This is a genomic window from Microbispora sp. ZYX-F-249 (assembly GCF_039649665.1).
GTDB lineage: Bacteria > Actinomycetota > Actinomycetes > Streptosporangiales > Streptosporangiaceae > Microbispora > Microbispora maris.
This window is the reverse complement of record NZ_JBDJAW010000018.1, coordinates 98231-116055: the sequence shown is the minus strand read 5'-3', so window position 1 is coordinate 116055 and position 17825 is coordinate 98231. Positions and strand designations below refer to the sequence as shown.

The window sequence follows — 17825 nt, the reverse complement described above, 5'->3', positions numbered from 1 at the left end:
GTCAGGAGCGCAGGTAGGCCAGCACCGCCAGGACACGGCGGTGCTGGTCGCCGTCCTCGGCGTGCAGCCCGAGCTTGGCGAAGATGCCGCGGATGTGCTTTTCCACCGCGCCCTCGGTGACGACGAGGCGGCGGGCGATCGCGGGGTTCGACCTGCCCTCGGCCATCAGCTCGAGGACCTCGCGTTCGCGCGGCGTCAGCGAGGCCAGCGGGTCGTCGCGCCGCCGCCGCACCATCAGCTGGGCGACGACCTGGGGATCGAAGACCGTGCCCCCGGCGGCGACGCGCCGCAGGCCGTCCATGAACTCCTCGACGTCGACCACGCGGTCCTTCAGCAGGTAGCCGACCGCGCCGCGGGCGTCGGCCAGCAGGTCGTCGGCGTAGGACACCTCGACGTACTGCGACAGGATCAGGACGGGCGCGCCCGGCACCTTCTCGCGTGCCTCGACGGCGGCGCGCAGGCCCTCGTCGGTGAACGTCGGAGGCATCCGCACGTCGACCACCGACACGTCGGGCCGGTGGGCGGTGACGGCCTCGACCAGGCCCGCCCCCGTGCCCGCGGTCTCGACGACCTCGCAGCCGAACTCCTCCAGCAGGCGGACGAGCCCCTCCCTGATGAGGACGGCGTCGTCGGCCACCACTACGCGCACGGAACCTCCGCCGTGATCAGTGTCGGCCCGCCCGCCGGCGACCGCACCGACAACTCCCCGTCGACGGCCCGCAGCCGGTCGGCCAGGCCGGACAGACCGTGTCCCTTGGCGACGTGGGCGCCGCCGACCCCATCATCCCCGATCGTGAGGATGAGCGTGTCGCCGATCCTGGTCAGCCCCACCGAGCAGGAGGTCGCCCTGCTGTGCTTGGCCACGTTGGTGAGCGCCTCGGCCGTCACGAAGTAGATCGTGTTCTCGACGAGCGCGGGATACCGCTCGGCCGTCTGGACGTCCAGCTCCACGGGGACGGTGCAGCGGCCGGCCAGGGCGGCGAGCGCCGGGGCGAGGCCGCGGTCGGCGAGGATCGGCGGGGCGATGCCGCGCGACAGCGCCCGCAGCTCGTCCAGGGTCTCCCGGGTGGCGCTGATGGCCTTGCCGATCGTCTCGTGCGCGGCCGTGGCGTCCTTCTGCAGCTCCCGCTGGGCCCGCGACAGCTCCATCGCCAGGTGGACCAGGCGCTGCTGCGGACCGTCGTGGATGTCCCGCTCCAGGCGGCGCAGCGCGTTCGCCTCCGCGTGGGCGGCGGCCTGGCGGCCCTCGGTCAGGTCGTCGATGCGTTCCTGCAGCTCGGCGACGCCGGTCAGCAGCGCCCGGCCCAGCGACGCCTTGATCAGCGCGCAGGAGCGGACGACCGGGTAGAGCGTGAGCGCGAAGACCGCCCCCATGGCGACGTAGAAGACGCTGTTCACGACGTAGCCGCGGCCGAGGCCGAGCAGTTCGGGGAGCTCGTGATTGTCCGGGATGCCCGACAGGATCCACCCGAACAGCGGGTAGGTCAGCCCGAAGACTGTCACCGCCCACCAGGTGACGGTCACGCAGAACGCCACGATCGCGACCGGGAAGGCCAGCAGCGCGTGCAGCGCGTCGAGCCAGGGCTGCCCGCCGGCGAGCGGGGTCGCGGTCCTGCGGAACACCCCGGCTCCGGGCGGGGACATGGGGTAACGCGGCCGGGGCAGCTCCCGGCCCAGCACCGCGCGCATGCGCAACCGTTCGACGTCGCTCATCCCCCGGGCGATGAGGAGGGTGAGGGCGAGGACGGGCACGCCCAGCCAGACCACCAGCAGCCCGGCGCCGGCCGACAGACCGGCCACCGTGAGGGAGAAAGTGATCGTCGCGAGGGGGAGCCCGACGAGGATGTATACCGTGTCGCCGCCGAGGCGGGAGAGGAGTCTGCGCATGTCTCCAACGCTATTGAGCCGCCCGCGGAAGATCGATCCGGCGGACGGCAGTCCCGGGGGTAGGGCATTCCCTACCTTCGCACGCCGGCGGCCCCGGTCAGGATCCTCGGCAGCTCCTCAGGGGCGTCGCGCATGCGGTTGCGCCGGCCCATACCTCGGGCATGAGGGGTCCTCGCGCAGCCGCTCGTACACAGCCGGTCTCCACCACGCCGCCGTCCCACCGCGGTCGCGGCCGGCAGCAGCCATGGCGAGGGGGCGGCCACGGTCGCGCATGACCGGTCTCACGCGCTCCTAGCCGGCTTCCGACAGGCGGGCGCCGGCCATCTCCCACGGCTGCATGTCACCGTCACCGTCGGCGTCCTCCTCATACCAGCCCTCGCCTGACAGCCAGGTCTCCAGCCAATCGACCAGGCTCTTGGAGTCGACGAACCAGGCGAGGTGCCAATCGTCGTCGTGGACCGGGTTCGGCTCGAAGAGCAACACGGCGCCCTCGGAACTCCGGCAGTCCACGGCGGCGTACATGCCACAACCCCAGTCGAGTATCGGCAGGACTCCCGCAGGCCAGAAGGCGGCATCGCAGGACTGCGACATCGAGCGTTCTTCGAGGTAGGCGCGCACGGCGGTACGCCCCTCGCCCAGAAGCGGGAAGAGCTGGTATTCGGGGCCGAACCCGCCGTTGGCCACCTCGCGGTAAAGCCTGGCAAGCACCGGAGGCAAGGGGAAGCCCAGCTGCTTCTCTGCCTGGACCACTTTCTCCGCCTCCACGGCAGGGGGCAACCGTCCTTCGGCCGAGAGAGCCTTGACGGTTACACGCCGGATGAGATCGTCTACGTCCGCCACGACGAGAAGCCTGTCATCCGCCTACGACACTTCCCGGCTCTTCCCGGCGCCGGTCGCGCCGGGCCCGGAGCGCCCGGCGTGACGCGGGCCGGTACGGCGAGGGAGCGGGGCCCGAGGGCGCCCGCTCCCCGCTCGCGCGTCGCCGTACCGTGACGCGCGTGGGCGTGCCGGTCAGCCGGTGGTGCAGGCCGAGCCGTTGAGGCTGAAGGCCGAGGGGTTGGGGTTGCTCCCGGAGTAGGTGCCCTGGAAGCCGAACGACGTGGTGGCGCCGGGGGCCAGTGAGCCGTTGTAGGACACGTTGCGCGCGGTCACCGACGAGCCGCTCTGGCTCACCGTGGCGTTCCAGGAGTTGGTGATCTGCTGGCCGCCCGAGAAGGACCAGGCCAGCGTCCACCCGTTGATCGTGCCGCTGCCGGTGTTGGTCACGGCCACTTCGGCGGTGAAGCCGTTGTTCCACTCGTTCTTCGTGTAGGACACGCGGCACGCGCCGGTGCCTCCCGGCGAGGAGGGCGAGACCGAGGGCGAGGGGCGGGGGGAGGGCGAGACCGAGGGCGAGGGCGAGGGATCGGTCGTGCCGCCGATGGTGATGTTGGAGCTGCCGCTGCTCTGGTAGCCCTCGGTGGCGAGGATCTGGTAGTCGTGGTTGCCGAGGGGCATGCCGTTGCGGGCCCACGCGTCGAAGTGGTTGCCGATGGTGATGGTGCCGCCGGTCCTCTTCTGCTGCCGGACGCTCCAGTACTGGTTGAAGGTCTGGTTGCCGTCGATCGAGGGCGCGTTGTAGCGGGTGGTCTGGTAGATGTCGTAGGTGCCGCCGTCGGAGGTGACGGTGCCCTTGTACGTCCCGGTGGGCCGCCAGGTGCCCCAGTTGTCGACGATGTAGTACTCCACCAGCGGGCTCCGCGTCCAGCCGTACAACGCGAGGTAGGCGTTGCCGGAGGGGTTGAAGCTGCCCGAGTAGGTCACGGTCCTGCGGGTGCCGGGCTTCCAGCCCTTGCCGGCCACGAAGTTGTTCGTGTTGCGCCAGGACGTGCTGTAGTTGCCGCCGGAGCCCAGCTCCATGGAGACCGTGCCCTGGCTGTCGGTCCAGAACGAGAAGAAGTATCCGTTGTTGGTGCCGGTCTGGTTCGTGGTGACGGCAGCGTGGGCGACGCCGGGCAGCAGCGCCACGGCCGCGGCCAGCGCCACGGCGCAGACACGGCCGATCAACAGCCGCACCCCGCCGCGCCCGCGGCTTCTCGTCCTGACGGGAATGTGAGTCATGTACGTACTTCCTCCTCAACGGCCGACGGCGACCGGGCTACGCGATGCCGGCGGCCGGGGTGAGGGCCGGCGTGCCGGCGTCGCACGTCGCGGCGGAGGTCGGCCCATCGTCACGCGGTCGCCGGCCTGAGGACCATGTCGCGGCTCGCGACCCGGATCTACAGTGGTCGAGGCCCTTCGTGCGGGCGAAATTATCGGACAAACGCCGAAAGTGTCAGCCCGACTCCGCGTGACTGTCAACGACGCATGTAAACCGGTGACACGCCCAGAAGGTCGTCTCGATGCAACGGGCCTGGTCAGGGGGGATAGGCGATGGATCGGGCGCCGGTGAACGCGTTGAAAGTTACGTGGCCGGACCCGGCCCAAGGTCGTACACGGGAGGGGATGGTGGACGACTGGCTATCCCGGCATGCCGTTCCGTGGCCGAGCATGTTCACATGGCCGACGTCTCGCGGCCGCGGCCTGGCCGTACGGTTCACCCCGGACGAGCAGCGAAAGGAAACGAGGATAGAAACAGCTCATTCATTGCCGGAGCTCATTTTGGTCGGGTCGATATCGCTTTTCCGGCGCATTTGCCACTGTGGCGTTTCTCGGCGGCATAGTAATTTGCGTTCATGTTCAGCCCACTTGCCGCATGCCGGGCCGCCCTGCGACCCGCGGTCGTCTGGGCGGCCGTCACCGGGGTCATCGCCGCCGGGTCGCCGATCGCCCTTGGCCCGTCCCCCGCGTACGCGGGGGATTCGGACTCCTCCGCCAACGCCGTCGTCGTCTGGGACCGTAACGCCCAGACCGCGATCTGGGACATCGGCGGGCAGCAGCCGCAGGTCCAGGCGCGCAGCTTCGCGATGGTGCACGGAGCGGTCTACGACGCGGTGAACGCGATCGCCGGTGCTCCCTACCAGCCCTATCTCGTCGCACCGGCCGCCAACGGCACCGAATCGACGGACGCGGCCGTCGCGACCGCCGCTTACCTGGTGCTGCAGGCGCTGTTCCCCGACCAGCAGGCGAGGTTGACAACCCAGTACGACGAGTCGCTGGGCAAGATACCCGAGGGCGCCGCGAAACAGCGTGGCATCGCCGTGGGCACTCGGACGGCCGAGGCGATGATCGCCGCGCGACGGAACGACGGGGCGTTCGGCGACCAGACCTGGCCCGTGGGCACCCGCCCCGGTGAGTGGCGGCCGACGCCGCCGGCCTTCGCCTCCGACGGGGCATGGGTCGGTCACCTCAAGCCATTCCTCATCCCCAGGGCGTCCATGTTCCGTACGGCCGGCCCGCCGGCGCTCACCAGCCGCCGGTACGCCCGGGACATCAACGAGCTCAAGGCGGTCGGCTCGGCGACCAGCACGGTCAGGACGGCCGACCAGACGCAGGCCGCGATCTGGTGGCACGACCGGCACCTGGCCGAGTGGGAGATCAAGCGTCAGCTCGCGACGCGGCAGCGGCTGAACACCCTTCAGACGGCGCGGATGTTCGCGATGGTCGACCTGGCCGAGGCCGATGCCACGATCGCCTGTTACAACGAGAAGGCGGCGTGGAACTTCTGGCGGCCGGTCACCGCGATCCGGCTGGCCGACACGGACGGCAACCCGGAGACGTCCGCCGACCCCGAATGGACGCCGTTGCTCGTCACGCCGCCGCATCCCGACTACACGTCCGGGCACACCTGTTTCACCGCGGCGAGCATGTCGGCGTTGGGACACTTCTTCGGCCGGGACGACATCCCCTTCAGCGGCTACAGCGCCGACTCGGGTACCACCAGGCATTTCCGCGGTTTCTCCCAGGCGCTCGCCGAGGTCGTCGAGGCCCGGGTCTGGGGCGGCATCCACACCCGCACGGCGGACGTGCAGGGCGCGAAGATCGGCGCTCAGGTCACCGCCTACATGGTCGCGCACTACTTCAAGCCGAGGCCGAGGAGCCGGTAGAAGAGGCAGAGGGTCACTCTCCTTCATCCAGATCGGGATGTCGCGGCCGGTGGCAAGGCGGAACTCGTCGGCCACAGCTGTGGCGTCTCCCGCATAGGCGCGACGCAGCAGGTCGGCGGCCGCGCCGACGATGTCCTGGGCGACGTACTCGGGCAGTACCCGCGACACCAGCAACGCCTCGAGCAGCGGGGCGGTGGCGGCACGGAATCGGCTGTCTTCGATATGCACACGTCCTCGGACCAGGAGGCTTTGCAGGTAGTCGGGCAGGCAGGCGTCCCGGCCCGGCCGGCGGATCGCACACCGCATGGTCCTTCAACAGCTGCCCGATCGCCTCAACCGATTCGACCTCAGCCCGCGCCAGGGCGGCTTTGCCCTCGTCATAGCCGAGCCGACCGGTCAGCGTCGCGGTGTAGACGACCTGCCCCATCGCCTCCGGCGAGGTCGCCAGCGGCCTGTCCCGGCGCGCAGACGCCATCGCCTCCCAGTGATCCGCTCACGCGCCAGCAGGAACTGCGACACCCCCGCCGGATCACCAGGCGCCGCCTGACCACGCTCGGCGACCAGCCCGTACACCGCCACCCGGAGCCCGGCCAGGGCGGCGAACAGCCCGATCACACCGGCCAGCTTGTCCGTCTTGTCCAGCCCCACCTGCGACAGGTAGACGCCCAGCGCCGCCAGGGCCGCCACCGCGACCCCGGCTCCGCCCCATGCCGGTCCCGCTCCGCGCATACCGGCATCATCGATCACTCACCAAGGTCACGCCATACCCTGGCCGCCACCCGTCCGCTCCGCACGTCCGGCCGCCCCGCGCCCGGCCGGGGTCACTTCTTCTTGCGCTTCTCCCGGATCTTCATCGTCACCTCGATCGGAGAGCCCGCGAAGCCGAACTCCTCGCGGATGCGGCGCTCGATGAAGCGGCGGTAGGTCTCCTCCAGGAACGCCGAGGTGAACAGCACGAACTTCGGCGGCTCCGTGGACGCCTGCGTGGCGAACAGGATCTTGGGCTGCCGGCCTCCGCGCACCGGCGGCGGGGTGGCCTGCACCAGCTCGGTGAGGAACTGGTTGAGCCGGGCCGTCGGCACCCGCGTGCCCCACGAGTCCAGGGCCCGTTCGATGGCCGGTGCGAGCTTCTCGACGTGGCGGCCGGTCTTCGCCGAGATGTTCACCCGCAGCGCCCAGGGCGTGCGGACGAGCTGCCGGTCGATCTCCTTCTCCAGGTAGTAGCGCCGGTCCTCGTCGACCAGGTCCCACTTGTTGAACGCGACCACCATCGCCCGGCCAGACTCGATGACCAGGCCGATGATCCGCAGGTCCTGCTCGGTCAGCACCTCGGAGGCGTCGATCAGCACGACCGCGACCTCCGCCCGCTCCAGCGCGGCCCGCGTGCGCATGGCCGCGTAGAAGTCGGCGCCCTTCAGCTCGCGGTCGCGCCGCCGGATGCCCGCGGTGTCGATGAACCGGTACGTCGTGCCGCCCAGCTCGACCAGCTCGTCCACCGGGTCACGGGTGGTGCCGGCCATCGGGTCGACCAGCACCCGCTCCTCCCCGGCGAGCTTGTTGAGCAGCGACGACTTGCCCACGTTGGGCTTGCCCAGCAGCGCGATCCTGCGCGGGCCCCGCTGCGCGCCGAACGTCTGCGGCGGCGTCTCCGGCAGCGCGTCGAGCACCACGTCGAGCAGGTCGCCGCTGGCGCGGCCGTGCAGGGCCGAGACGGGGTGCGGCTCACCCAGGCCGAGCGACCACAGCCCGCTCGCCTCCAGCTCCATCTGCTGGTTGTCGACCTTGTTGGCGGCCAGCACGACCGGCTTGCCCGACCGGCGCAGGACCGCGCCGACGGCCTCGTCGGAGTCGGTGACCCCGACGCTGGCGTCCACCACGAAGAGGATCACGTCTGCCAGCTCGGCCGCGATCTGCGCCTGCTCGGCGATGCGCAGGGCCATGCCGGTCGCGTCCGGGTCCCAGCCGCCGGTGTCGACCAGCGTGAACCGCCGGCCGCGCCAGGTCGCCTCGTAGGTCACCCGGTCGCGGGTCACGCCCGGCACGTCCTCGACGACCGCCTCACGACGGCCGATGATGCGGTTGACCATCGTCGACTTGCCGACGTTGGGGCGCCCCACCACGGCGACGACCGGCAGCGGGCCCGAGTCGGGCTCCCGCTCCGCCTCCTCGGCGGAAAGCTCGGCGAGCTCGGCCTCGATCCAGCCGCCCTCGTCCTCGTCGTACTCCCCCGTCACGTCCATACCCTGCCTCATCGGCTGCTCTTCCGTTCTCCCCGGCCACCCCGGACCGTCTTCGGGGCCGGGCTCGTTCGTATGTCGCACCGCGTGGCCCACCCCGGCTTCCTCAAGGAACGCGGCGCGCGGCGCCGGGGGCGGTCAGGCGGGGCGTGCGGGCGTCAGACCCGCTCCTTGACCAGCCGGAGCACCTCGGCGATCACCTCGTCCAGGTCCAGCGGCGTCGTGTCCAGTTCCACCGCGTCCGCGGCCTTCGCCAGCGGATCGGCCTTGCGCGTCGAGTCGAGGGTGTCGCGCCGGGCCATGGCGGCCTTCTGCGCCTCCACGGTCGTTCCGTCCAGCTCGGCCGTACGGCGCTGGGCGCGGGCCTCGGCGCTCGCCGTCAGGTAGATCTTGACGGGCGCGTCCGGCGCGACGACGGTGCCGATGTCGCGGCCCTCGACCACGATTCCCCCGCCGGGGAGGGATTCGGCGATGATGTCCCGCTGCAGGGCCACCAGGCGGCGGCGGACCTCGGGCACGGCGCTCACGGCCGACACCGCGCCGGTCACCTCGGCGCTGCGGATCGGCCCGCCGACGTCGGCGCCGTCCACGGTGACCCCCGGCGCGTCGGGGTCGGTGCCCATCGTCAGCACGGGTTCGGCGGACCTCGCCGCGATCTCGGCGGCGTCCTCCAGGTTCACGCCCCGCTGGAGCATCCACCAGGTGACCGCGCGATACATGGCGCCCGTGTCGAGGTAGCGCAGGCCCAGCGCCCGCGCGACGCCCCGCGAGGCACTCGACTTGCCCGATCCCGAGGGACCGTCCATGGCGACGACCAGACCCGACACCGGCTCTCCTTCTCCCCTTCGAATCGTCGTCCCCGAGGCTACCGGGATACGGCCGGAAAGCGTGCATCGGCGGCCGGGCAGGGCTTCCGGCGTGATCGACGCACGCCCGGGTCCGGCATGTGTTGACCTTGCCCCTGGGTGAAGCCCCAGCATCGTCGCACCGGTCATGGCGGCCGGGACGAGGAGGAGTCGTGGAGGAGCTGCTGACCATCGGGACGTTCGCGCGGGCCGCCCGGCTGTCGCCCAAGGCGTTGCGGCTGTACGACGAGCTCGGGCTGTTGCGCCCGGCCGCGGTGGACGGCGAGTCGGGATACCGCTACTACGACCCCGGCCAGCTGGAGCAGGCCCGTCTGATCGCCTGGCTACGGCGGCTCGGCATGCCCCTGGCGCGCATCCGGCAGGTGTGCGACCTGCCCGCGCCGGACGCGGCCGAGGCGGTGGCGGCCTATTGGCGGCAGGTGACCGCCGAGACGGCGGCCCGCGGCCGGCTCGCCGCCTTCCTCGTCGATCATCTGTCGGGAAGGGGCGGCACCGTGGAGGACACCACCGCCACGCTCGGGATCCGTTACGCCGCCCGGTCGGAGCCGGGACCGGTGCGGACGAGCAACGAGGACGTCGCGTACGCCGATCAGCGGGTGCTGGCGGTGGCCGACGGAATGCGCGGCCCGGGCGGCGACCGCGCCGCCGCGGCGGCCGTCGCCGCGCTCAAGCGCCTGCTGACGCCGTCCCCGTCGTCCCCCGGGGACCTGCTCGGCGCGCTCGCCGACGCCGTCGGCGACGCCGAGCGCGCGATCCGGGACATCGCCGCCTCGACCCCCTCGGGACAGGTGGTCACCACGCTGACCGCCCTCGTCCGGTCCGGGACGCGCCTGGGACTGGTGCACATCGGCGACAGCCGGGCGTACCTGCTCCGCGACGGTGGCCTGTTCCAGCTGACCCACGATCACACCTACGTGCAGTCGCTGATCGACCAGGGCCGGCTCACCCCGGAAGAGGCCGTCTCCCACCCGCGGCGCTCGCTGCTGGTACGCGCGCTGACCGGGACGGGAGCCGCCCCGCCGGACCTGTCGGCGCACGACGTCTCCCTCGGCGACCGGTATCTGCTCTGTTCGGACGGGCTGCCGGGAGTCGTGCCGGCCGGGGTGCTGCGCGAGACGCTCACCGGTGCCGGCGGCCCGCGGCAGGCGGCCGACGAGCTGATCGACCTCGCGTACGCCGCGGGAGCCCCCGACAACCTCGCCTGCGTGGTGGCCGACGTGGTGGCTGAGGAGGAGAGATGAACGGCGGCCGGCGGGACCCCGCGATGAGCGCCACGACGGTGCGGCCGCTCCGTTCCCGGGCTTTCGGCGTCGACCGCCGGCCGCTGGCCATCCCGGCGTTCCGGCGGATGTGGACCGCCTCGGTGGTCTGCGCCGTGGGCGGGTCCTTCAGCGTGGTCGCGGTGCCGACGCAGCTGTTCACGGTCTCCGGCTCCTCGGCGGCCGTGGGAGCCGCCGCGGGGGTGTCCTTCGCCGCGCTGGTCGCGGCGGCGCTGTGCGGCGGCGCACTCGCCGACGTGATGGACCGGCGGACGATGCTGCTGGCCGCCGACCTCTGCCTGGCGCTGACGTACGCGGCGCTGTGGGTCCAGGCGCTGCTGGGCGGCCGCTCCGTTCCCGTCCTGCTGGTGGCGGTCGCCTTCCAGGGGCTGGCCTACGGAACGGTCATGACGACGACGGGGGCCGTCGTGCCCCGTCTCGTCCCGGCCGAGCTGCTGCCGGCGGCCAACAGCCTCAGCTCGCTGGTCCGCTACGGCGGGTCCGTCCTTGGGCCGATGCTCGCCGGGGTGCTGGTCCCGGTCGTCGGGCCCGGCATGCTGTACCTGTTCGACGCGGTCGCGCTGCTCGCCGTGGTGTGGGCCGTCGCCATGCTGCCGCCGCTTCCCCCTGAGAAGGCGGCGGACGGCGGGCGAGGCTCCTCGGTGGCCCACCGGGCGGCGGCCGGGTTCCGCCACCTGGCGGCCGACCGGCTGCTGGTGGCGGTGCTGGCCGTGGACCTCGCGGCCATGGTCTTCGGCATGCCCTCGGCGCTGTATCCCGAGCTGGCCCGGCACGTATTCGGCGGCACGGCCGGGGGCGGCCCGGAGACGGGGCTGCTGTACGCGGCCTACCCGGCCGGGGTCTTCGCGGCCGGGCTGCTGTCGGGCACGTTCACCCGCGCCCGGCGTCACGGCGCCCTCGTGGCGGGCGCCGCCGTCGCGTGGGGTCTCGCCGTCGTGCTCGCCGGCCTGGCCGCCGAGCTGTGGATCGCGCTGGCGGCGCTCGCGCTCGGCGGCGCGGTCAACTTCGTGCTCAGCACCTTCCGCACCACGATCGTGCAGACGCACACCGGCGACGCCGTGCGCGGACGGGTCCAGGGCGCGCTCACCCTGGTGCTGGTGGGAGGGCCGCAGATCGGGAATCTGCTGCACGGCGCCGCCGGAGCGGCGTACGGCCCGCGCGTCGTGATCTGCGCGGGCGGTCTGCTCACCGTGGCCACCGTGGCGGCGATCGCCTGGACGACCCCCCGCCTGCGCCGTTACACCGCCCCCGATTACGCCCCGGCGCCGGTGGCCGGCCGGACGTCACCGGCCGCGTCGGGAGACCGGGTCAGCCCGGCACCTGCCAGCCGCGCTCGCGCAGGCCTTCGGTGAGGGTCTCCGCCGCCTCGGGCTGGACGTACAGCTCGGCCGCGCCGAGCTCCAGCCCGGTCGCGTGCTCCAGGCGGATGTCCTCGATGTTGACGCCCGTCTCGCCGGCGGCCTGCACCAGCCGGGCCAGCTCGCCGGGGCGGTCGCCGATGAGCACCTGGACCACCGCGTACGTCCGCGCCGGGCCGCCGTGCTTGCCGGGGATCCTGCCGGTCCCCCGCACGCCGCGCGACAGGAGGTCGGTGACCTGCTCCATGGCCGCGCCGTCGCCCGCCAGCGCGCGCAGCGACCGGGCGGCGGCGCTCAGGTCGGCCACGAGCGCCTCCAGCACCTCGGCGACGGGCAGCGCGTTGCCCTCGAGGATGCCGGTCCACAGCGACGGGTCGCCGGCGGCGATGCGGGTCACGTCGCGCACGCCCTGTCCCGACAGACCGAGCGCCGTCTCCGACGCCTCGGCCAGCCGGGCCGCCACCGCGGCGGCCGTCACGTGCGGGGCGTGCGAGACGACCGCGACGGCGCGGTCGTGCTCGGCCGCGTCCACCCGCACGGCGTTGCCGCCGCACAACGAGATCAGCCCCTCCACCGCGGCCACCGCCCGCGGGGACGCCTCGTCCGTCGGGCAGTACGCCCACGGACGGCCGAGGAACAGGTCCGCGCGAGCCGCCGCCGGGCCGGACCGCTCGCGGCCCGCGAGCGGATGCCCCGCGACGTACGACGACAGGTCACAGCCCAGCTGGGCGGCCTGGGCCAGCGGCACCGCCTTCACGCTCGCCACGTCGGTGTAGAAGCGGGCGCTGTCGCGCTTTTGCAGATCGAGCAGTTGCTGCGCGACGAACTGGGGCGGCACCGCGACGACCGCGAGGTCCACGCGCCGCTCACCGGTCCAGTCCTCCCCCGCGCCCAGCTCGCGCGCCAGCCGTACGGCTCCCGCGTCCCGGTCGGCCAGGAAGACCCGTACGTCCCGCTGCCGCAGCGCCAGTGCGATCGACGTGCCGATGAGGCCCGTCCCGACAACGACCACACTGCCGATCCCGGCGTCCTCGATGGGAGTCATCGTGCTCTTCCTGCCGTCGCCGTCCTCGGACACGCTGTCCTGCGACGGATGTGTCGTGGGTGGATGGTGATAAGCGCGCGGGCCCGCCGGCCCGGTCCGGCCGGGGCCGCCTACTGGGCGATGTCCACGCGCAGCGCGACGGCGCCGCGCAGGTACACGTGCTGGACCTCCTGCCGGGGGCGGTCGGTCTGCACGTGGGCCATCAGCCGCACCACGCGCGGGAGCGCGCCCGGCACGTCGATCTCGGTCGCGCACAGCAGGGGCACGTCGTGGAACCCGAGCTTGCGCGCGGCCAGCGCGGGGAACTCGGCGGTGAGGTCGGGCGTGCACGTGAAGATCACACTGATGACGTCGTCGGTCGTGAGGTTGTTGCGCCCCATCACCTCGGTCACCAGTTCGGTCGTCCCGGCGAGGATCGCGTCGCGATCGTTGCCGTCGACCTGGATGGCTCCGCGAATCGCCCGCACCATGTCGTTCCCCTCTCGCTGGGACGGGCCGGTCTCACCCCGGGGGGATGAGTCCGGCCCATCTTCGTACCTTCAGCCAATTCTGCCCGACTTGCGACTTCCGCCCGTCGCGGCGAAAAGGCTACAGTCCGACCGCCGCGTACAGCTCGCCGATCTCCTGCACGGTGAGCGCGCGCACGGTTCCCGGCTTGAGCCGGCCGAGCTTGACCGGGCCGAACTCGATGCGGGCCAGGTCGATCACCCGGTGCCCGACCGTCTCCAGGAGCCGCCGGACGATGTGCTTGCGGCCCTCGTGCAGGACGACCTCGACCAGCGCCTGCTGACCGTGCTCCTGCACCACCCGGAACTCGTCCACCTTTGCGAGCCCGTCCTCCAGCTCCACGCCCTTGCGCAGCACCTTGTGCAGGTCGCGCGCGACGGGACCGGGCACCTTGGCCCAGTACTTCTTCTGCACGCCGTAGCTCGGGTGGGTCAGCCGGTGGGCGAGCTCCCCGTCGTTGGTCAGCAGCAGCAGGCCCTCGGTCTCGGTGTCGAGCCGCCCCACGTGGAACAGCCGGGGCGCGAGATCCTGGACGTAGTCGTTCAGGCACGGCCGGCCCTCGGGGTCGTCCATCGTGCTCACCACGCCGATCGGCTTGTTGAGCGCGTAGTAGACGGTCTCGGAGGAGGTCGGGATGCGCTTGCCGTCGACCCGGATGACCTGCTTGGCGGGGTCGACGCGGGCGCCGAAGCGGCGCACCGTCTGGCCGTCCACGCTCACCCGGCCGTCGCCGATCATCTCCTCGCAGGCCCGGCGGCTGGCCACCCCGGCCTGGGCGAGCACCTTCTGCAGCCGCTCGCCGCCCGGCACCTCGGTCGTGTCGCGCTCGTCGGTGTAGTTCTCGTCGTAGAAGTCCGGGTCGCGCAGCGGCTGCCGGGACGTCTTGAACGGGTTGCCCGCCGGGCCGCCCCCGCCGGTGCGCCTGGGACCGCCGGCGGGCCGGGCAGGGCTCCGTGAGCCCGCGCCCGCTCCCGGGCCGCCGGAACGGCCACGCGTGCCGCCGCCCAGGCGGCCGATCGTCTGCACCTCGTCACGGCTCGCCCGGCCCCTGCCGCCGTCGCGCCCCGCGCGGTAGTCGCCGCGCCCGGGCCGCGCGCCGCGCGCCTCACGGTCGCCGCCCGCCTCGCGGTCGTCACGGCGGCTCCGGCCGTCGCGGTCGTCACGCCGGGGCGCGCGGTCGCCGCCGAAGCTCCGGCTGCCGTACCTGTCGTGATCACCGGTCCTGCCGCCGCCGCGCTCCTCGTCGCGGAAGGCCGGCCGCCCGGCCGCGCGCCCCTCGCGGGACGTCTCGTAGCCGCCGTCGCGGTCGCGCGGCCGATCCCGGCCGGCCTCGGGCCTGCCGTAACGGCCACGGGAACCGGCCCCCTCCGTGCGGAACGAGGACCGCTCGGCGGAGTAACCGTCGCGCGTGCCGCGCTCCCGGCCGGCGCCGCGATCACGGTCGAAACCGCGCTCGGAACCACGGCCGCCCTCGCGGTCGAAGCCGCGCTCGAAGCCACGGCCGCCCTCGCGGTCGAAGCCGCGCTCCGAACCACGGTCGCCGGAACGGCCGCCCTCGGGCCTGCCGTAACGGCCGCGGGAACCGCCCCGCTCGGCCCTGAAGGGGCCGCGGGCGTCGTCGCGGTACCGCTCGCCGCCGGGACGCGCGTCGCGCCGGCCGCCGTCGCCCTGGCGACCGGAGTCACCCGTACGGCCGCGGGGGCGGTCGTCGCGTGCGTCGCCGGCGCGGCGGTCGCCGTACCGGCCGCCACGCGGGGCGTCCTCGTCGCGGAACCGCCGGGAGTCCGGCCTGTCGGACCGTTCGGGCCTGTCTGATCTGTCGGACCTGGAGTCGAAACCGTACCCGGACCGGGAACCAGGGACGCGGGAGCCGCCGCGCCGGTCGCCCTGGGGACGGAAGCCGCCGGATCCGCCGCGGGATCCACGCGAGCTCGCGCCCTGCTGACCGGTGCTCCGGCTCCGACCGCGTCCCTCACCGGACGGGGTGCCACGCCTGTTGTTCACTACTTCTGCTCCTCAAGAATTTCCACGTCGTCCGGGAGGAACGGGGCGAGTGCGGGTAGCTCGTCGAGGCTCCGCAGCCCCAGTCTCTCCAGGAAGTAACTCGTCGTCCGGTAGAGCACGGCCTGGCTCTCCGGGTCGGTTCCGGCCTCTTCCACGAGGCCGCGTGCGACCAGCGTCCGCATGACGCCGTCGCTGCTCACGCCGCGCACCGCCGCCACCCGGGCCCGGCTGACCGGCTGCCGGTAGGCGACCACGGCGAGGGTCTCCAGCGCGGCCTGCGTCAGCCGCGCCTGCTGGCCGTCCCTGACGAACCTCTCCACCAGCGCGGCGCATTCCGCACGGGTGTAGAAGCGCCAGCCTCCGGCCACCTCCCGCAGGTCGAAACCCCGGCCGGAGGCCGTGTATTCCCCCGACAGCGCGCGCAGGGCGGCGGCGACCTCCGCCGTCGGGCGTTCGAGCACCTGCGCGAGGGTCACCTCGGCGACCGGCTCGTCCACCACCATCAGGATCGCTTCGAGCGCCGCGGTGAGCGAGGGTCCCCCGGGCGTCCCGTCCCCGCCGGGCTCTCCGGCTTGAAGCGCCTGATCCCGCTGCCCGCCGGGCGTTCCGGCGCCGGGGTCGTCGCCGGAACGGGGAATGTCGGTCGCTTCCATCGCTCCTCGCTCGTCGTGCGGTGGTTCCGTCTCCGCCGCCGGCCCGGCGCCGCCTCGGCGTCGGGGCGGCGATCCCGCCTCACTCGTCCCGCGCCGCGTCCGCCTCGGCGGGCCGCTCCTCGCGCCGGCCCTCGTCGTAGTCGTCGCCGACTGTGACGTCGCCGTCGTCGGTGCCCGTCCAGGTGACGTAAAGGTCGCCGAGCGGTTCGACCTGCTCGAAGGAGACCGCGGCCTCCCGGAACAGCTCCAGGACGGCCAGGAAGCGGGCGACGACCTCGAACGTCCCCGCGCAGTCGGCGGTCAGCGCCCGGAAGGTCGCCGTGTGCAGCCGCCTCAGCCGCTCGACAAGAATAGCGGCTTGCTCCCGGACGCTCGCCAGCGGTTGATAGATGTGCGAGACCGACACCGACGGCGGAGCCTTCGGCGTGAAGGCCCGCGCCGCGATCTTGGCGAGCTGCTCGGGCCCGATGCCGAGCACGAGTTCCGGCAGCAGGTCGGCGAAGCGCTTCTCCATCGGCACGGCGCGCGGGAAGCGCAGCGCCTCCTCGGCCATCCGGCCGGAGAAGATCTTCGCGACCTCCTTGTACGCCCGATACTGCAGCAGCCGCGCGAACAGCAGGTCGCGGGCCTCCAGCAGGGCGAGGTCCTCCTCGTCCTCCACCTCTCCGGTGGGCAGCAGCCGTGCCGCCTTGAGGTCGAGCAGGGTCGCCGCGACGAGCAGGAAGTGGCTGGTCTGGTCGAGGTCCCACTCCGGCCCCCGCGACCGGATGTACGCGATGAACTCGTCGGTGACCTTGTGCAGGGACACCTCGGTGATGTCCAGCTTGTGCTTGGAGATCAGCCCGAGCAGCAGGTCGAACGGCCCTTCGAAGACGTCCAGGTGCACCTGGAAGCCGCTCGGCGCGCTCTCCTCGCTCCCCTGGTCGGTCTCCTGGCCGGTCGTCACGCCTGCCATTGTCCCCTACCGTCGCGGCCCGGCGGGATCAGACGCGGGCGGGCCACCTGGCAAGCAGCTCGCGGGCCAGCTCGCGGTAGGCGGTGGCGCCCATCGAGCCGGGGTCGAACTGCGTGATCGGCTCTCCCGCCAGCGTGGCGTCGGGGAAGCGAACCGTACGGTTGATGACGGTGTGGAACACCTTGTCGCCGAAGCCCTGCATGATCGTCTGCAGCACCTCGCGGGCGTGCAGCGTCCGGGGGTCGTACATGGTGGCGAGCAGGCCGTCGATCTCCAGGTTCTTGTTGAGCCGCTCCTGGACCTTGCCGATCGACTCCATCAGCAGCGCGACCCCGCGCAGCGCGAAGAACTCGCACTCCAGCGGGATCATCACGCTGTGCGCGCAGGTGAGCGCGTTGACCGTGAGCAGGCCGAGGGACGGCTGGCAGTCGATCAGGCAGATGTCGTAGTGCGGCAGCAGGGGCTCCAGCGCCCGCTGGAGGGCGTACTCCCGCGCGACCTCGTTGACGAGCCGGATCTCCGCGCCGGACAGGAAGATGTTGCTCGGCAGGAGCTGCATGCCCTCGACGGTCGTGTCGATCAGCACGTCCTCGACCGTGACGTCGGGCTCCTCCATGATGAGGTCGTAGACCGTCGCCTCGAGCGGCCGGGGGTCGATGCCGAGACCGACCGACAGCGCGCCCTGCGGGTCGAAGTCGACGAGCAGCACCCGCTGGCCGACCTCGGCGAGCGCGGCGCCCAGGTTGATCGTGGTGGTCGTCTTGCCGACGCCGCCCTTCTGGTTCACCATCGCGACGATGCGCGCGGGCCCGTGCGACTCCGGCGGGGTCGGCTCGGGGAACACCGGACGGGGACGGCCGGTAGGCCCGATCGCACCGGGAGCCCCCACCCACGTCCCCTCTGTGGTCGCAGTCACCTGTTGGTCCTCCCTGACGGCCCTCGAACCTGATCGAATCTAAAGGGTAGGCACGTGGTCGGCAAGGCGGCGCGCCAAAGGCTGCCGAGATG

General features: G+C 72.5%; 16 protein-coding genes. 3 read left to right on the top strand and 13 right to left on the bottom strand.

Going from position 1 to position 17825, the window contains the following annotated elements:
* Nucleotide 1: 1 nt before the first annotated feature.
* The 4 genes from AAH991_RS22160 to xynA all read right to left on the bottom strand — a co-directional run bounded on the left by AAH991_RS22160 (nucleotide 2) and on the right by xynA (nucleotide 3987).
* A complete protein-coding gene (locus AAH991_RS22160) occupies nucleotides 2–649 on the bottom strand; it encodes a response regulator (protein WP_346227789.1) in 648 nt (215 codons plus the stop codon).
* Nucleotides 640–1887 carry a sensor histidine kinase gene (locus tag AAH991_RS22155; RefSeq protein WP_346227788.1) on the bottom strand — a complete coding sequence of 416 codons (1248 nt, stop codon included), beginning with the start codon at nucleotides 1885–1887 and terminating at the stop codon, nucleotides 640–642. The genes AAH991_RS22160 and AAH991_RS22155 overlap by 10 nt, the downstream gene beginning before the upstream one ends.
* A gap of 291 nt (nucleotides 1888–2178) precedes the next feature.
* On the bottom strand, nucleotides 2179–2727 hold the full coding sequence (locus tag AAH991_RS22150) for an SMI1/KNR4 family protein (RefSeq protein ID WP_346227787.1): 549 nt from the start codon (nucleotides 2725–2727) through the stop codon (nucleotides 2179–2181).
* 171 nt (nucleotides 2728–2898) lie between these two features.
* Nucleotides 2899–3987, bottom strand: coding sequence for an endo-1,4-beta-xylanase XynA (gene xynA, locus AAH991_RS22145; protein WP_346227786.1), 1089 nt, complete (start codon nucleotides 3985–3987; stop codon nucleotides 2899–2901).
* 614 nt (nucleotides 3988–4601) lie between these two features.
* On the opposite strand from xynA, the gene AAH991_RS22140 reads away from it, so the two are divergent.
* On the top strand, nucleotides 4602–5912 hold the full coding sequence (locus AAH991_RS22140) for a vanadium-dependent haloperoxidase (RefSeq protein WP_346227785.1): 1311 nt from the start codon (nucleotides 4602–4604) through the stop codon (nucleotides 5910–5912).
* Nucleotides 5913–6308: 396 nt separating this feature from the next.
* Here the strand turns inward: AAH991_RS22140 and AAH991_RS22135 are convergent, their stop codons facing one another.
* The 3 genes from AAH991_RS22135 to cmk form a co-directional block, all read right to left on the bottom strand.
* Nucleotides 6309–6641 carry a hypothetical protein gene (locus AAH991_RS22135; RefSeq protein ID WP_346227784.1) on the bottom strand — a complete coding sequence of 111 codons (333 nt, stop codon included), beginning with the start codon at nucleotides 6639–6641 and terminating at the stop codon, nucleotides 6309–6311.
* Between the two features lie 92 nt (nucleotides 6642–6733).
* On the bottom strand, nucleotides 6734–8164 hold the full coding sequence (der, locus tag AAH991_RS22130) for a ribosome biogenesis GTPase Der (RefSeq protein WP_346227783.1): 1431 nt from the start codon (nucleotides 8162–8164) through the stop codon (nucleotides 6734–6736).
* 143 nt (nucleotides 8165–8307) lie between these two features.
* Complete coding sequence (gene cmk / locus AAH991_RS22125; protein WP_346227782.1) at nucleotides 8308–8976, bottom strand: (d)CMP kinase; 669 nt, start codon at nucleotides 8974–8976, stop codon at nucleotides 8308–8310.
* A 191-nt stretch (nucleotides 8977–9167) separates the two neighbouring features.
* On the opposite strand from cmk, the gene AAH991_RS22120 reads away from it, so the two are divergent.
* Nucleotides 9168–10256 carry a MerR family transcriptional regulator gene (locus AAH991_RS22120; RefSeq protein ID WP_346227781.1) on the top strand — a complete coding sequence of 363 codons (1089 nt, stop codon included), beginning with the start codon at nucleotides 9168–9170 and terminating at the stop codon, nucleotides 10254–10256.
* The gene (locus AAH991_RS22115) at nucleotides 10253–11647 is read left to right on the top strand and encodes an MFS transporter (RefSeq protein WP_346227780.1); all 1395 of its coding nucleotides are present in this window, start codon (nucleotides 10253–10255) and stop codon (nucleotides 11645–11647) included. Before AAH991_RS22120 ends, AAH991_RS22115 begins: the two co-directional genes overlap by 4 nt.
* On the opposite strand, the gene AAH991_RS22110 is transcribed toward AAH991_RS22115, so the two are convergent.
* The 6 genes from AAH991_RS22110 to AAH991_RS22085 form a co-directional block, all read right to left on the bottom strand.
* On the bottom strand, nucleotides 11604–12698 hold the full coding sequence (locus AAH991_RS22110) for a prephenate dehydrogenase (protein WP_346227779.1): 1095 nt from the start codon (nucleotides 12696–12698) through the stop codon (nucleotides 11604–11606). The genes AAH991_RS22115 and AAH991_RS22110 overlap by 44 nt on opposite strands.
* Before the next feature lie 110 nt (nucleotides 12699–12808).
* Nucleotides 12809–13168 (bottom strand): chorismate mutase, encoded by a 360-nt coding sequence (gene aroH, locus AAH991_RS22105; protein WP_346227778.1) that lies wholly within the window; start codon nucleotides 13166–13168, stop codon nucleotides 12809–12811.
* A 118-nt stretch (nucleotides 13169–13286) separates the two neighbouring features.
* A complete protein-coding gene (locus tag AAH991_RS22100; RefSeq protein WP_346227777.1) occupies nucleotides 13287–15209 on the bottom strand; it encodes a pseudouridine synthase in 1923 nt (640 codons plus the stop codon).
* Nucleotides 15209–15862, bottom strand: a complete 654-nt coding sequence (gene scpB, locus AAH991_RS22095) for an SMC-Scp complex subunit ScpB (protein ID WP_346227776.1) — start codon at nucleotides 15860–15862, stop codon at nucleotides 15209–15211. Before scpB ends, AAH991_RS22100 begins: the two co-directional genes overlap by 1 nt.
* A gap of 79 nt (nucleotides 15863–15941) precedes the next feature.
* Nucleotides 15942–16817 carry a segregation and condensation protein A gene (locus AAH991_RS22090; RefSeq protein WP_346227775.1) on the bottom strand — a complete coding sequence of 292 codons (876 nt, stop codon included), beginning with the start codon at nucleotides 16815–16817 and terminating at the stop codon, nucleotides 15942–15944.
* 28 nt (nucleotides 16818–16845) lie between these two features.
* A complete protein-coding gene (locus tag AAH991_RS22085) occupies nucleotides 16846–17733 on the bottom strand; it encodes a ParA family protein (protein ID WP_142557039.1) in 888 nt (295 codons plus the stop codon).
* Between the last annotated feature and the right edge of the window lie 92 nt (nucleotides 17734–17825).